We start from the raw sequence: 12,923 nt of genomic DNA on the forward strand, positions 1-12,923 counted from the left end.
TTTCTCTTGCAGCGCTTTTATATGTTTAAGCTCGATAATTAAAAAAGAGCCAAATTTTTGGCTGGCATAAGTAGGGGATTAAATATGTTAGGAAAGAATATCCGAATTTCAGTGAGCTTATACTTACTCCTGATTTTGTTTTGTGGCATGCAGTTAACCTCAAGCGGCGTCTCTGTTGGCATCGTTAACAGCGAATTAAATGCGCTGGAAAGTATCGATCTAGGCTCTAAAAAACGCGCACTATTGGAAGAAACCAGTAAAAACTTAATGCAGGCGCGTAATAGCCTGACGCAAATTGCTTTACTGATGAAAGTGGGTGACCACGTTCCATTAATCGAAGAAACCCGTGTTATTTTCGATAATTACGTAGTTGCAGCGAACAAATCGTATAACGAATTCAAAACTCAGCCAGTGCTAAGCGAAAAAGAAAACTTAGCGGCATTGGAAGAGAAATTTAATGCCTTTGTCGTCACATTAAACGCATTGAAAGGTAATCTTGATAACAACGATGTTGCGGCTTATATCAATTTACCTGCACAACAAAACCAAGATGAATTAATCAGTGTTATTAATAACTACCTCTCGGTTTTAAACGATGAAAGTAATGCTTCTATTGCGGATGCAAGATTTTATAACCATTTTGCATGGGTCTCATTCTTCACCGTTATTGTCATTATTTTCGGTGTGATTGCCGTCGTACACCTGTGGTTAAAACGTAAAGTCATTTCGCCATTAAACAGCATGAGTGAACACTTTATGCACGTTGCGGAAGGAAAACTAAATCAGAATATTGAAATTAATTTCCGTGATGAAATCGGTGATGTATTCGAAAAATTAAAAGTTATGCAGCAGTCACTGGCAAAAACCGTCACCACTATTCGTTCTAATACAGACCAAATGTATACGGGTATTCGTGAGATTGCTTTAGGTAATAATAATTTATCATCAAGAACAGAGCAGCAGGCAGCCTCGTTAGAAGAGACGGCGGCAAGCATGGAAGAATTAACGGCGACAGTGAAACAAAACGCGGATAACGCGCGTCAAGCAAGCCAACTCGCCGTGAGTGCATCGCGCACCGCGACAAAAGGCGGCGAAATTACGGTAGGCGTGATTGACACAATGACCGCAATTTCTAACAGCTCTCAGAAAATTAGCGCCATTATCAGTGTTATTGATGGCATCGCTTTCCAGACTAACATTCTTGCATTAAATGCAGCAGTAGAAGCGGCGCGTGCGGGTGAACAAGGTCGTGGATTCTCGGTGGTTGCAGGTGAAGTTCGCGCATTAGCGCAGCGAAGCGCTGAAGCGGCGAAAGAGATCAAAGGCTTGATTGACGAGTCAGTTGGACGTGTGAACCAAGGCTCTCAGTTGGTGAATGAAGCAGGTCAAACCATGAATGAATTGGTTGCCGCGGTTAACCAGGTTACTGAATTGATGGGCAATATTGCATCTGCATCGAATGAACAAAGCCGAGGTATTGAGCAAGTCGCGATTGCGGTAAGCCAAATGGATTCTGTTACACAACAAAACGCCGCATTAGTAGAGCAATCAACCAGCGCGACAGCGGCACTTGAAGACCAAGCCAATAATCTGGTCGAGACTGTGGAATTTTTCGAATTACCAGAACAATCTAACCGAGTTAGACGGTGATGGGGATTCACGCAATAACGTGAATAATGAAGTCTCAATCTAGATAACTCAAATTAGGGAGAGACGGTTAGCTAGACAACGCACAAGTTAGACGATGATAGTTAGGCAGCCACTTTCGGCTGCCTCGCCGGTTTTTATTGAATAGGACGACAAGTACGATGCTATTAGTACCACAGATAGAACCTTTGACTGATGACGAATTTGGTCGGGTTTGTCGATTTATTCATAAAAAGTCTGGAATAGTCCTTACGATGAATAAGAAAAATATGGTCTATAACCGCTTATTAAAGCGTTTACGTGACTGTAATATCGACAATTTTTCTGACTACTTACGGATGTTAGAACGTGAACCGTTGAATGCGGAATGGCAAGCATTCATCAATGCACTGACCACAAACTTAACGGCATTCTTTCGAGAGCCTCACCACTTTGCGACATTGACAGATTTTTTAAAAAGCCGTCGAAATAGCAATATCAATATTTGGTGTTCGGCCTCTTCGACAGGGGAAGAACCTTACTCTATCGCCATGACAGTGAGTGATGTTCTGGGAGCCAACGCCGTCAATGCCAAGGTTGTTGCTAGTGATATTGACACGGAAGTATTAGAGAAAGCGAAGCAAGGGATCTATCGAGTCGAAGAACTCAAAACCCTGACGGCACTGCAACGGCAGCGCTACTTCATGAAAGGGGTGGGTGAGTACGAAGGTTTTGCTCGCGTAAAACCCGCACTTAGCAACATGATTGAGTTTCGTTATTTAAATCTGACGGAAGGCGATTGGCAATTACAACATCGCTTCGATGCGATTTTTTGTCGTAACGTCATGATTTATTTTGACAAGGAAATGCAGATAAAACTGCTAGAGCGCTTTGCGCCACTGCTCAAGCCCGATGGCTTATTGTTTATTGGTCACTCTGAAAATATTTCGCAATTGACAAAACAGTTCGTGATCAATGGGCAGACCGTCTACAGCTTAGCGTCGGCGAGGAGAGAATAATGAAAAAAATAAAAGTATTGTGCGTTGATGACTCTGCATTAATGCGCCAATTGATGCGTGAAATTATCAACAGTCACTCTGATATGGAGGTGGTTGACACTGCGCCAGATCCGTATGTTGCTCGGGATTTGATTAAGCAACTGGAGCCAGATGTTATCACCCTCGATGTTGAAATGCCGAGAATGGATGGTATTGATTTTTTAGAAAAATTGATGCGGCTACATCCAATTCCGGTCGTCATGGTATCCACATTAACCTCTAAAGGTTCTGAAGTGACATTAAAAGCACTGGAACTGGGCGCGGTGGATTTTGTGACAAAACCCCAGATTGGTATTCGCGAAACTATGATGAGTTATCGCGATATGATCGGAGAAAAAATTCGCGCCGCGGCGATGTCTAAAATGTCGCAACGTAATCGTTTTGCCCGAACAGAGAAAAAATCAGCTGAGCCGACAATACTCGCAAAACCATTGACACCCTATGTGTGTAATAACCGAGTGATAGCAGTGGGAGCTTCAACGGGTGGAACAGAAGCAATTCGTCAATTTCTGGAAATGCTGCCAAGAGAATGCCCGCCTGTGGTGATCACTCAGCATATGCCTGCAGGCTTCACCCGCTCTTTTGCTGAACGCTTAAATAAACTGTGTGCACTCACGGTTAAAGAGGCGGAGCACAACGAGATTTTGCAAAAAGGCTGCGCTTATATTGCGCCGGGTGATTCACACATGCTGATTGCCGATAAAGGAAAAGGTTATCAAGTGGTGTTGGAGCAGAGCGAGCCCGTTAACCGCCATCGTCCTTCCGTCGATGTGCTATTTGACTCAGTCGCTAAGCATGTCGGACGTAAATGTATTGGTATTTTGCTGACGGGGATGGGAATGGATGGAGCTAAAGGCTTACTTAACCTACGTCAACAAGGGGCTTTCACTTACGCTCAAAACGAAAGTAGCTGCGTAGTATTTGGCATGCCGCGTGCCGCAATCGAAATGAATGCCGCAGATGAAGTGCTGGATCTACTGAAAATTGCCCCAAGCGTATTAACAAAACTTTCTACTGTCACCGTTTAGTGGTGACAGTTTATTTATCATTGTATTTTTGAAGGAGTGGTTATGGCCGCTAAAGATCTGAGCTTTCTGGTTGTCGATGACTTTTCTACTATGCGTCGCATCGTCCGTAACTTATTAAAAGAACTTGGTTTTAATAAAATTGAAGAAGCGGAAGATGGCGTTGATGCCCTCGACAAAATCCGTGCTGGGAATATTGATTTTGTGGTTGCTGACTGGAATATGCCAAACATGGATGGTTTAGAGTTACTTAAAACCATTCGTGGTGATGATGCACTTAAACATATCCCTGTTTTAATGGTGACCGCAGAAGCGAAGAAAGAAAATATCATTGCAGCAGCACAAGCTGGTGCAAGCGGCTATGTTGTGAAACCGTTTACCGCCGCTATCCTCGAAGAAAAATTGAATAAAGTATTTGAAAAAATGGGGCTGCAATAATCGCGGGCGGTAAAGGAGACAGTAATGATTGAACAAGTAGCAATGAATGGCAGCCGTAATGGCACTGGCAACGAAGATCTAAAACACGTCATTACACGCATTGGAACTCTAATGAGAACCTTACGTGAAAGTATGCGTGAGTTGGGTTTAGAGAAAAGCGTTCAGCAGGCAGTCGCAAGTATTCCAGACGGTAAAGACCGGCTGCGTTATATTGCCCAAATGACAGCGCAAGCCGCAGAAAAAACACTCAACTGCATTGATGTTATCAAACCGCTACAAGTGGACATGAATAAGAATGCGTTAGCGTTACAGCAACAGTGGGAAGAGACAGCATCAAGTGAAGTCTCTGACGAGTTGCGTGGAGCCACTCAAACGTTTTTGGGGCAAGTGATTCAAGATAGTGAGACGACTAAATCTGAACTATTAGAAATTATGATGGCGCAAGACTTCCAAGATTTAACAGGGCAAGTTGTTAAAAAAATGATGGAAGTGGTTGAAGAAGCCGAAAAACAGCTATTAGCATTATTGATGGAAAATACACCACCAGAAATGCGAGCAAAAACGCAAAATGAAAGCTTGCTAAATGGCCCTCAAATTAATAAAGAAGGTGTGAATGTGATGGCATCACAGTCACAGGTGGATGATCTGTTAGATGAATTAGGTTTCTAATTGGCTCCTTCGTAATATTTTGAGCTATAGCGTTATTGGCCGCGTTTGCCTTCTTGCTATGGCTCAAACTATTTAGGGTAGTCGTGCATCATTATTTTATTAGCGATTTTTAATCAAAAGCCATCAAATAGCAGGTCGATTGCACTTTTGATTTTATCTCTTTGGTGCTCGATGCAAATAACCTCTTTTCCTAGCATTGATTTAGAGATCGCTGACATCAAATGAGTCATAAGAACAAAGGGTTGCCCTTCAATATCAATCATTGGGTTAAGTCGAATCGGCAGGGCAGCTTGCAGATGACGTGTATCAAATAAAGGAATGACAAGGCGTGTTGTTAAGTCATCAATAATGTCACTTTGTACATCCAAAAGATAAGGATAGTTGGTTGGCTCTTTTTTAGCTTGATAGACACAATATTGCATTAAAGCTCCTTATATTCCTCTGAAAAAATTCCATATTCTTCACTGATCCTATTGAGTTCCTGAAAACCATCTTGGTTATCCGCTTTCCATTTTAACGCCTCAAGTTTTTTGAGTTCAGCCAGTAAAGCATTGGATAACACGAGGGAGAAATTCAAATTGGCTTTTCTCGCTTGTTCATAAAGTTCAGGGGAGACTGTCACACTCACCGTCTTTTTCATTTTATTGGCTACCGTCATCGCAACTCCTTTTTGATATACATGCTACATTTACCGGGCACCTGATTACCCGTGCTTGAACACGGGTAAATGTAGCATATATTTTGAGTGACAAGTCAATTTGCTCCCACTTACTAAAAAATTCAGACACTCTATTTCTCTTTTTACATATCAAAAAGCGTTTCAATGGATTTTGTTGGATAAAAAAAGCTAGCAGCGTTTTCTCCTGTTAATTGGATAAAACCGAGTCCGAGATAAAATTGTTTAGCTTTATCATTTAAGGCCTCGACAAACAGCCCGTAAATACCCACTGCATGCGATGCTTGATAGACAACTCTCATTGCATGAACAACGAGTAACTCACCATAACCTTGTCGTTGAATACTTTTATCAATAGCTAAACGACCGAGTGTGACACTGGGTGCACTTTCGGAAGGCACCATTATCTGTCGCTGACGGCTTGGCAACGTTCTTTTTTCAAAACTACTTCCAGATAAGGTGTAGTAGCCCATCACACGCGGCTTTTCTTCTTTGGTTAACAGCATATACCCACGTAAAACTTGGTTTTTATGCTGCCGTTTTAAATGTTCGGTGAGAAACGTATTCATATAGGGCTCACCGCAATCAAAATGTGTTAAATCATAGTCGATTTCCTCTGAATACATCGCGATTTTAAAGTCCTTCACTTATTCCTCCGTGTCTTGTAGACGTTTGGCAGCTTGCTTCAAGCGGTTATTTACAGCTGGAGGGTTATTGATAGCATTTTGAACTAAATCCCATGAATTCTCGTTCAGGATGAGGCGTCGATGGTGATTGACAATTTCACTGGCTCGTTCTGATGCAATATTAATCATGAACTGAGATATAGACAGGTTGGTAATTGCGGCAGCTTCTTCAATCAAGTTTTTGTCCTCTTCATTAAGTCTTAAGTCGATTCGTTTGGTTTTGGGGGCTAACATGGTATTTCTCCTAGCCTAAAGAGCGGGCAGTTTTTCGTGTTAAAGCGTTCAATAACGCTTTATTGGATTATCATTCCATCGCACTTGCGTTGTACGGTTTTTTACCGTACCTGAATGATAAATGCACACTGAGGCAAGTTCAATTAGATTTTGAACATAAGGCCAGAAGAATTACGCAATGTAGTTTTATGCAGAGTCGCAAGCATATCGAATGGGTTTATTTGGTTTTGCGAAGCGTTTCGCAGAGGGTGTGTAATAAGCTGCAATTGCTAACGAATGGCTGGATAGCGTGCCGAGAAATGAAATTAGAATGCTGGAATAGAGAGACGAAGGCTGGAAAGGCAAGGGCAAACAGTCGGGAGAAACGCAGGCTTGAATAGCTTTCAAACCTGCGAGAACAAAATACGGATGCGATTATTTCTTTTTATTCAGCATCGCTTTTAAATCTGCAAACGGGTTATAAGTGGCTTCACCCACATCTTTTTGTGCATCTTCACCCGCAACCACATTCGTTCCGTACTGGTCGGCTTCTGTATACTTAGAATGTTCATGGTCATGACAAAATAGGCACAATAATTCCCAGTTACTGCCATCTTCAGGGTTATTGGTATGATCATGATCGATATGATGAACGGTTAATTCTCTTAGATTCGAATAAACGAATTCCCGTGTGCAGCGCCCGCATATCCATGGATAAATTTTAAGTGCTTTTTCACGGTAGCCACTTTCTAAGCGAGCATAGTTTTTGGGGATCAAAGCCATAACGAATATCACCTGCTATAAATAGAGTGTTTTATATTGATGTTGTCAATATACCCCATTTTACAGCGCGGGTATTATAGGAAGTGATTTTTTAGTTCATCCTTTTTGACTTTATCTCTTGTTACCTTTTATTTGCCTCTTTGCGAAGCGCTTCGCAAAGTTGTTGCCATATTGCTCAATAGCTTAAAAACCCCTGCGAAGTATGTCTATTTTCCACCATTGATTTTTTTACACTCTGTCATGCTATAGCGACTATGCGTATAGGCTAATTTTTTGGAAGTCACGTGTCCGACGAAAGTGATGTAGAAAAAACAGAAGAACCCACGCCCCATAAAAAGCAGAAAGCGAAAGATGATGGGCAAATTGTTCGCTCCAAAGAATTAAGCTCCCTCATGATGATGTTGGCTGGAGTCAGTTTACTGTGGCTAAGTGGTGGGCATTTGGCAAATCAGCTACGACAAATCATGCGCCAAGGATTTATCTTTGACGGGCATTACCTGCAAAACACTGGGCTGATGCTCAGTTATTTGGGAAGGGTAGTTAGTGAGGCGTTATTCGCCCTATTTCCAATTATCGGTGGGCTAGCGCTGGTGGGGATCTCTGCATCGTCACTGGTAGGTGGGCTGTTATTTAATAGCAAATTGATTAAGTTTGATTTGAAAAAATTAAACCCTATCAAAGGATTAAAACGAATTTTCTCCATGAATGCCTTATCTGAATTATTTAAGGCGATATTAAAATCACTGTTTGTGGGGTTAGGAGCATCCATTTTTCTCTGGCAAAGTTGGCCATCGTTACTCCATTTGGTGATGGAATCACCGACAACCGCGTTGGCGAATGCACTAGAGAAGGTGATTTTTGCGGGTTATTTAATTGTCTTTCTATTAATTCCGATGGTGGCATTTGATGTGTTTTATCAATTTCGCTCCCACTTGAAAAAGTTGCGAATGAGTCGCCAAGAAATTAAAGACGAATTTAAGCAACAAGAAGGTGATCCGCACATTAAAGCCAAAATTCGTCAGCAACAACGGGCGATTGCGCGTAACCGAATGATGTCAGATGTACCCAGTGCGGATGTGATTGTCACCAACCCGACTCACTACGCTGTAGCCCTAAAATATGACGATAAAAAAATGGGAGCGCCAAAAGTATTAGCAAAAGGGGCGGGTGTGATTGCCCAGCGTATAAAAGCGATTGGCGAAGAGCATCGAATTCTACAGCTTGAAGCACCACCGCTTGCGCGTGCCTTATATCGTCATGCGGAAATTGGGCAAAGTATCCCTGTTGCGCTGTATGCAGCGGTAGCAGAAGTTTTAGCATGGGTTTACCAATTGCGCCGTTGGCGTAAAGAGGGTGGCCTGAAACCAAAGAAACCGAAAAATTTACCAGTGCCACCGACGCTGGATTTTGCTGGAGATAACAATCGCGATGGCTAATTTGGCTGCACTTTTAAAATTGCCGAAAAACTTACAAGGAACTCAGTGGCAAATCCTCGCTGGGCCCGTGCTGATATTACTGATTTTGTCGATGATGGTTTTACCATTACCGGCATTTTTGCTTGATTTATTGTTCACCTTTAACATTGCTCTGTCCATTATGGTTCTGTTAGTGGCGATGTTCACCAAACGGACATTGGATTTTGCCGCATTCCCCACTATTTTGCTGTTCGCAACCTTATTGCGTCTATCTTTGAATATTGCTTCAACGCGTATCATCCTGTTGGATGGACACACTGGACCTGATGCAGCAGGACGAGTTGTCGAAGCCTTTGGTCACTTTCTGGTTGGCGGTAACTTTGCCATTGGTATCGTCGTTTTCATTATCTTGGTTCTGATTAACTTTATGGTTATCACCAAGGGGGCGGGGCGTATCGCTGAAGTGGGCGCTCGCTTTGTGCTTGATGGTATGCCGGGTAAGCAAATGGCCATCGATGCCGACTTAAACGCCGGTATCATTAATGATGATGAAGCGAAAAAACGCCGAGCAGAAGTGACCCAAGAGGCCGATTTTTACGGCTCAATGGACGGTGCAAGTAAATTCGTCCGTGGTGATGCCGTCGCCGGGATTATGATCATGGTGATAAACGTCATCGGTGGCCTGATTATCGGTGTGGGTCAGCACCATATGACCCTCGGTGATGCAACGAGCGCTTATACCTTATTAACCATCGGTGATGGTCTAGTTGCACAAATTCCAGCATTGATCATCTCAACGGCGGCAGGGGTTATCGTCACTCGTGTTGCAACCGATGAAGATGTTGGTGAGCAGATGGTCACTCAACTGTTTAATAACCCGCGCGTAATGTGGCTCAGTGCTGGGGTATTAGGGTTGATAGGCCTTATTCCGGGGATGCCTAACTTTGTTTTCCTACTGTTCACTGCGGCATTGGCTGCATTAGGGTGGTATCTGGTAAAACGCGATCGCAATCCTGAAAAAGCGATGGATGATAGCCAAGCGCAACATTTCCAAGAAGCCAATAAAGTGGTCGAAGCTACATGGGATGATGTGCAGTTAGAAGATTTACTGGCAATGGAAGTCGGTTATCGCTTAATTCCATTGGTGGATAACGATCAACAAGGGGAGCTATTGGGTCGACTTCGTGGGCTACGTAAGAAATTTGCTCAGGAAGTTGGGTACTTACCTCCGGTGGTACATATTTGCGACAACCTAGAACTATCCCCGTGTGAATATCGCATTCTTATCAAAGGGGCTGAGGTGGGGCGCGGAGAAGCTCAACCTGGACGCAACTTAGCGATTGATCCGGGCAATGCGGCGGGAACCTTACAAGGGGATATCACTAAAGAACCTGCGTTTGGCCTACCGGCTGTATGGATCGATGACGACTTACGTGAACAAGCACAAATCCAAGGTTATACCGTCGTTTCCGCAAGTACCGCGGTAGCAACACACTTTAACCAAATCTTACTGCAATACTCAAGCACTCTGTTCGGTCGTCAAGAAGCCCAAATGTTGTATGACCGAGTGAAAAAAGAGATGCCAAAACTGGCGGATGATTTGATCCCTGACACTATTTCATTGACTATCTTGCATCGCGTTTTACAAAACCTACTCATGGAAGATGTGGTGATACGTGACATGCGTACCATTATTGAAACGCTGGCTGAAATGGCGGGTGAGAATGGTGAACAAAAAGATACCGATTACCTCACTTCTCAGGTACGTATTGCTCTGGGACGTTCCATTACCCAGCAATGGTTTGGTAGCGCTGAAGAGATTCAAGTGATTGGGTTGGATGCGAAGTTGGAGCAAATCCTGCTACAAGCCGCGAAGAATGGTGGTGGTTTAGAGCCAAACTTAGCGCAGTTTATTCAAACTCAAGCAGAAGAAGCGGTGGGGCATCAAGAAGCGATGGGCGCACCAACCGTATTGTTAGTGAATCATGCACTGAGATTGATTTTATCCCGCTTCCTGCGTCGTAGCTTGCCGCAGTTAGTGGTGATGTCAAATTTAGAAATGACAGATCACCGTAAGATTAGAATGACATCGATGATCAGTGGGTCATAAATAGTCGATTGATTTCAAGTTAACGAAACGCAAATAAGTATCACAATAGGCAGTGTAGTGAGATGAGCATCATAACCCCTCACTCACTGCCTATTTTTTCGCCCGTTAGTTTTATATAAAAGCACAGTTAAGGTCTTTGTGGACTTTAAACCGAATGGTGCGAACGGCATCAAGTCTTACGAACATGAGACAAAAAATACTAGATATTAATCATTAAAGTGCATCGATACCTTATACATAATCATGGTGTAAATAACATCGCAGACACATTGAAAGAATTACTGCGATTTGCTAAAGGATTGGAAAAAATTGGGGTTACAGATGGAGAGGTTGTGAAGCGTATTGAGACGAGAATAAAAGCAAGAAAGGCGAAATTTAATCGGCCAAAAGACTAAGTTTAATAAACCAATAGACTAAATTTAATAAACAAAAAGACTCTGATCATTTAACCAGATAAAAATAGGGGGCGAGGAAAATAGGTTTAGCCAGAAATCTAAATTGAAATTTTCTTTCCTAACGCAGGGCGTTTAGATTCTAAGCCATCGGCACCGTAAGTTGACTGATTATTATGCTTTTTCACAAAATTTAGACGTTGTGCATTCAGCTCAATATGCAGTTGAAGCATTTGGTGATTACGATAATTCAAATCTTTTAGCTGGGTCGTCAGGTCTTTAATTGTATTCCAAGTGTGGTTGAGTGCTGGGTTACCGTCATAAGGTGCAACGATTTTTGCTTGCTCTTCCAGTTGTAAACGGTGGTTCTCGCCATGACTGATAGCGGCAACTAAAAAACGCTTTTGCTCCGTCGTTTCCTGAAATGGAGAGGGTGGCACACGATGGTAACCCAGTAATAACTCTTCATTCTTCATCACAATTTCCAGTGATTGCAAATGACCAAGCTGCTGTTCTAATAGGAGTAATAATTCGTCGTTCATAGTCGTTCAGTTTATTTCATAGAAAGCATGCATTCATGGGCGTCACGTAAAATGCCATCAGCGATTTTACCTGCATCCATAGTTAGTGTGCCGTCTTTGATGGCTTGTTTGATTTTTTCAACTTTAGCGACATCAATATCAGAAGCTTGAGGCTGAAGTAATTTTTTTTGTAACTCACTCGGTGCAAAAGTGCTTTCTTTAACGGCTTCATTTGCAGAGACTTTTTTCTCACGAACCAGCGCTGCGGTTTCTTGTGGATCGCGAGTGGTTACCTGAGTCAAGGCAGAGATTGCAGATGTTTGCTCAATAGCCATAGTATTTTTCCTGTTCCCGATATTTTTGATATAGAAGGTTATCGGCAGATATTAGTGAACCTTTAATATTCGGTTAGCTTTCAAATTACAAGTGTGATAAGTAATTTTACTTAAATCACGATGTAAATCCTGATAATTAACTGCATATTTAACTACTTCAGACGAATTGCAAAAATTATACCTGTAATTCGCTTCAAAAACAGAAAATTATCATGCTATAACTTTATGATTTAATTTTAAATTAAGCTAGTTAAGCGCCACTTGAACACTGCCATTTTCTTGAGCTTCGCCATTAACCACCTGCCCATTGATAAGTCGAACCCGAATATTCTCACCCATCGCGGCATTATTAATGGCTCTACCTTCATACTTAACGGAAAAGTTATTTCCAGTGGCAAATACATACACGGTTTGACCTGCCTTAATCGCCCAAGGGCGTCTAACCATTGAGTTAGTAAATGTCTGTCCTGCGGTAATATTGCGAAGGGCTAACGTACCACGCAGTGCCACCTTGTCGGTAGATGCCCCTGATGGCAATTGATGAATAACCCCTTTTTTGGTGCCAATATCCACAAATTCAATGGTTTCTCCCCGTTGAATATTGCGGGTGGCCACATAATATTGCCCAGTGACATTCACCGTCAGCTGTAAATACTGTTTTTTCTTATCGCACTGCACAGGAAGTGAAATGTTCCCCATATTACGGCCACCACTTGGTAAGCCAATTTGCGGCTTATCACAATTTGGCCATTTATCAATTGGGGTTTTTATTTCAATTGAAACGCTATTTTGTTTTCCATGAATTTTACGGAAATACTGGTCAATATCTTGAGGGAGAGAGGCTTGCACAGAAAAAGAAAATAGGTTTAATATACTGATATATAAAATATATTTAATTGAAGAAATAGTTTTTATCATCCCGTTTCCTTTTTCATCTCATACCTTTTCACCCTTGAAGTTTACCTACATCGTCAAT

Annotated in this window: 15 protein-coding genes; 7 read left to right on the forward strand and 8 right to left on the reverse strand. The window is 42.3% G+C overall.

Annotation, left to right across the window (positions count from 1 at the left end):
* Nucleotides 1–84: 84 nt before the first annotated feature.
* From LDO73_RS06355 to LDO73_RS06375, 5 genes are all read left to right on the forward strand, one after another.
* Entirely contained in the window at nucleotides 85–1,650 is a 1,566-nt protein-coding gene (locus LDO73_RS06355) for a methyl-accepting chemotaxis protein (protein ID WP_224060678.1), read from the forward strand.
* Nucleotides 1,651–1,808: 158 nt separating this feature from the next.
* Nucleotides 1,809–2,645 carry a CheR family methyltransferase gene (locus LDO73_RS06360; protein ID WP_224060679.1) on the forward strand — a complete coding sequence of 279 codons (837 nt, stop codon included), beginning with the start codon at nucleotides 1,809–1,811 and terminating at the stop codon, nucleotides 2,643–2,645.
* Complete coding sequence (locus LDO73_RS06365) at nucleotides 2,645–3,712, forward strand: protein-glutamate methylesterase/protein-glutamine glutaminase (protein WP_224060680.1); 1,068 nt, start codon at nucleotides 2,645–2,647, stop codon at nucleotides 3,710–3,712. Before LDO73_RS06360 ends, LDO73_RS06365 begins: the two co-directional genes overlap by 1 nt.
* A gap of 42 nt (nucleotides 3,713–3,754) precedes the next feature.
* A complete protein-coding gene (cheY, locus tag LDO73_RS06370) occupies nucleotides 3,755–4,147 on the forward strand; it encodes a chemotaxis response regulator CheY (RefSeq protein ID WP_224060681.1) in 393 nt (130 codons plus the stop codon).
* A 24-nt stretch (nucleotides 4,148–4,171) separates the two neighbouring features.
* Complete coding sequence (locus LDO73_RS06375; protein ID WP_224060682.1) at nucleotides 4,172–4,816, forward strand: protein phosphatase CheZ; 645 nt, start codon at nucleotides 4,172–4,174, stop codon at nucleotides 4,814–4,816.
* A 113-nt stretch (nucleotides 4,817–4,929) separates the two neighbouring features.
* Here LDO73_RS06375 and LDO73_RS06380 read toward each other — a convergent pair whose 3' ends face one another.
* From LDO73_RS06380 to yajD, 5 genes are all read right to left on the reverse strand, one after another.
* Nucleotides 4,930–5,238 (reverse strand): CcdB family protein, encoded by a 309-nt coding sequence (locus LDO73_RS06380; RefSeq protein ID WP_224060683.1) that lies wholly within the window; start codon nucleotides 5,236–5,238, stop codon nucleotides 4,930–4,932.
* The gene (locus LDO73_RS06385) at nucleotides 5,238–5,474 is read right to left on the reverse strand and encodes a type II toxin-antitoxin system CcdA family antitoxin (protein ID WP_154604175.1); all 237 of its coding nucleotides are present in this window, start codon (nucleotides 5,472–5,474) and stop codon (nucleotides 5,238–5,240) included. The genes LDO73_RS06380 and LDO73_RS06385 overlap by 1 nt, the downstream gene beginning before the upstream one ends.
* A gap of 143 nt (nucleotides 5,475–5,617) precedes the next feature.
* Nucleotides 5,618–6,118 (reverse strand): GNAT family N-acetyltransferase, encoded by a 501-nt coding sequence (locus tag LDO73_RS06390; RefSeq protein ID WP_224061143.1) that lies wholly within the window; start codon nucleotides 6,116–6,118, stop codon nucleotides 5,618–5,620.
* A 21-nt stretch (nucleotides 6,119–6,139) separates the two neighbouring features.
* On the reverse strand, nucleotides 6,140–6,412 hold the full coding sequence (locus LDO73_RS06395) for a DUF1778 domain-containing protein (protein WP_224060684.1): 273 nt from the start codon (nucleotides 6,410–6,412) through the stop codon (nucleotides 6,140–6,142).
* Nucleotides 6,413–6,826: 414 nt separating this feature from the next.
* Nucleotides 6,827–7,174, reverse strand: coding sequence for an HNH nuclease YajD (yajD, locus tag LDO73_RS06400; protein ID WP_006657500.1), 348 nt, complete (start codon nucleotides 7,172–7,174; stop codon nucleotides 6,827–6,829).
* Between the two features lie 284 nt (nucleotides 7,175–7,458).
* Between yajD and flhB the strand changes: the two genes are divergently transcribed.
* Together flhB and flhA are read left to right on the forward strand one after the other, a co-directional pair.
* Nucleotides 7,459–8,610 carry a flagellar biosynthesis protein FlhB gene (gene flhB, locus LDO73_RS06405; RefSeq protein ID WP_224060685.1) on the forward strand — a complete coding sequence of 384 codons (1,152 nt, stop codon included), beginning with the start codon at nucleotides 7,459–7,461 and terminating at the stop codon, nucleotides 8,608–8,610.
* On the forward strand, nucleotides 8,603–10,699 hold the full coding sequence (gene flhA / locus LDO73_RS06410) for a flagellar biosynthesis protein FlhA (protein WP_224060686.1): 2,097 nt from the start codon (nucleotides 8,603–8,605) through the stop codon (nucleotides 10,697–10,699). Before flhB ends, flhA begins: the two co-directional genes overlap by 8 nt.
* A gap of 493 nt (nucleotides 10,700–11,192) precedes the next feature.
* On the opposite strand, the gene LDO73_RS06415 is transcribed toward flhA, so the two are convergent.
* From LDO73_RS06415 to flgA, 3 genes are all read right to left on the reverse strand, one after another.
* Nucleotides 11,193–11,633: a flagella synthesis protein FlgN gene (locus LDO73_RS06415; protein ID WP_224060687.1), complete on the reverse strand. Its 441-nt coding sequence runs from the start codon at nucleotides 11,631–11,633 to the stop codon at nucleotides 11,193–11,195.
* Between the two features lie 11 nt (nucleotides 11,634–11,644).
* The gene (gene flgM / locus LDO73_RS06420) at nucleotides 11,645–11,947 is read right to left on the reverse strand and encodes a flagellar biosynthesis anti-sigma factor FlgM (RefSeq protein WP_154604169.1); all 303 of its coding nucleotides are present in this window, start codon (nucleotides 11,945–11,947) and stop codon (nucleotides 11,645–11,647) included.
* Between the two features lie 246 nt (nucleotides 11,948–12,193).
* Nucleotides 12,194–12,865 (reverse strand): flagellar basal body P-ring formation chaperone FlgA, encoded by a 672-nt coding sequence (gene flgA / locus LDO73_RS06425; RefSeq protein ID WP_224060688.1) that lies wholly within the window; start codon nucleotides 12,863–12,865, stop codon nucleotides 12,194–12,196.
* Between the last annotated feature and the right edge of the window lie 58 nt (nucleotides 12,866–12,923).

It is taken from the genome of Providencia alcalifaciens (assembly GCF_915403165.1).
Classification (GTDB): Bacteria; Pseudomonadota; Gammaproteobacteria; order Enterobacterales; family Enterobacteriaceae; genus Providencia; species Providencia alcalifaciens_C.

What these genes read in the sequence shown, in the direction of transcription:
- LDO73_RS06365 (WP_224060680.1), top strand. Translation starts at nt 2,645, where the DNA reads ATGAAAAAAATAAAAGTATTGTGCGTTGATGACTCTGCATTAATGCGC.
- LDO73_RS06385 (WP_154604175.1), bottom strand. Translation starts at nt 5,474, where the DNA reads ATGACGGTAGCCAATAAAATGAAAAAGACGGTGAGTGTGACAGTCTCC.
- LDO73_RS06355 (WP_224060678.1), top strand. Translation starts at nt 85, where the DNA reads ATGTTAGGAAAGAATATCCGAATTTCAGTGAGCTTATACTTACTCCTG.
- cheY (WP_224060681.1), top strand. Translation starts at nt 3,755, where the DNA reads ATGGCCGCTAAAGATCTGAGCTTTCTGGTTGTCGATGACTTTTCTACT.
- LDO73_RS06360 (WP_224060679.1), top strand. Translation starts at nt 1,809, where the DNA reads ATGCTATTAGTACCACAGATAGAACCTTTGACTGATGACGAATTTGGT.
- flgA (WP_224060688.1), bottom strand. Translation starts at nt 12,865, where the DNA reads ATGATAAAAACTATTTCTTCAATTAAATATATTTTATATATCAGTATA.
- LDO73_RS06395 (WP_224060684.1), bottom strand. Translation starts at nt 6,412, where the DNA reads ATGTTAGCCCCCAAAACCAAACGAATCGACTTAAGACTTAATGAAGAG.
- LDO73_RS06390 (WP_224061143.1), bottom strand. Translation starts at nt 6,118, where the DNA reads ATGTATTCAGAGGAAATCGACTATGATTTAACACATTTTGATTGCGGT.
- LDO73_RS06380 (WP_224060683.1), bottom strand. Translation starts at nt 5,238, where the DNA reads ATGCAATATTGTGTCTATCAAGCTAAAAAAGAGCCAACCAACTATCCT.
- flhA (WP_224060686.1), top strand. Translation starts at nt 8,603, where the DNA reads ATGGCTAATTTGGCTGCACTTTTAAAATTGCCGAAAAACTTACAAGGA.
- LDO73_RS06415 (WP_224060687.1), bottom strand. Translation starts at nt 11,633, where the DNA reads ATGAACGACGAATTATTACTCCTATTAGAACAGCAGCTTGGTCATTTG.
- LDO73_RS06375 (WP_224060682.1), top strand. Translation starts at nt 4,172, where the DNA reads ATGATTGAACAAGTAGCAATGAATGGCAGCCGTAATGGCACTGGCAAC.
- yajD (WP_006657500.1), bottom strand. Translation starts at nt 7,174, where the DNA reads ATGGCTTTGATCCCCAAAAACTATGCTCGCTTAGAAAGTGGCTACCGT.
- flgM (WP_154604169.1), bottom strand. Translation starts at nt 11,947, where the DNA reads ATGGCTATTGAGCAAACATCTGCAATCTCTGCCTTGACTCAGGTAACC.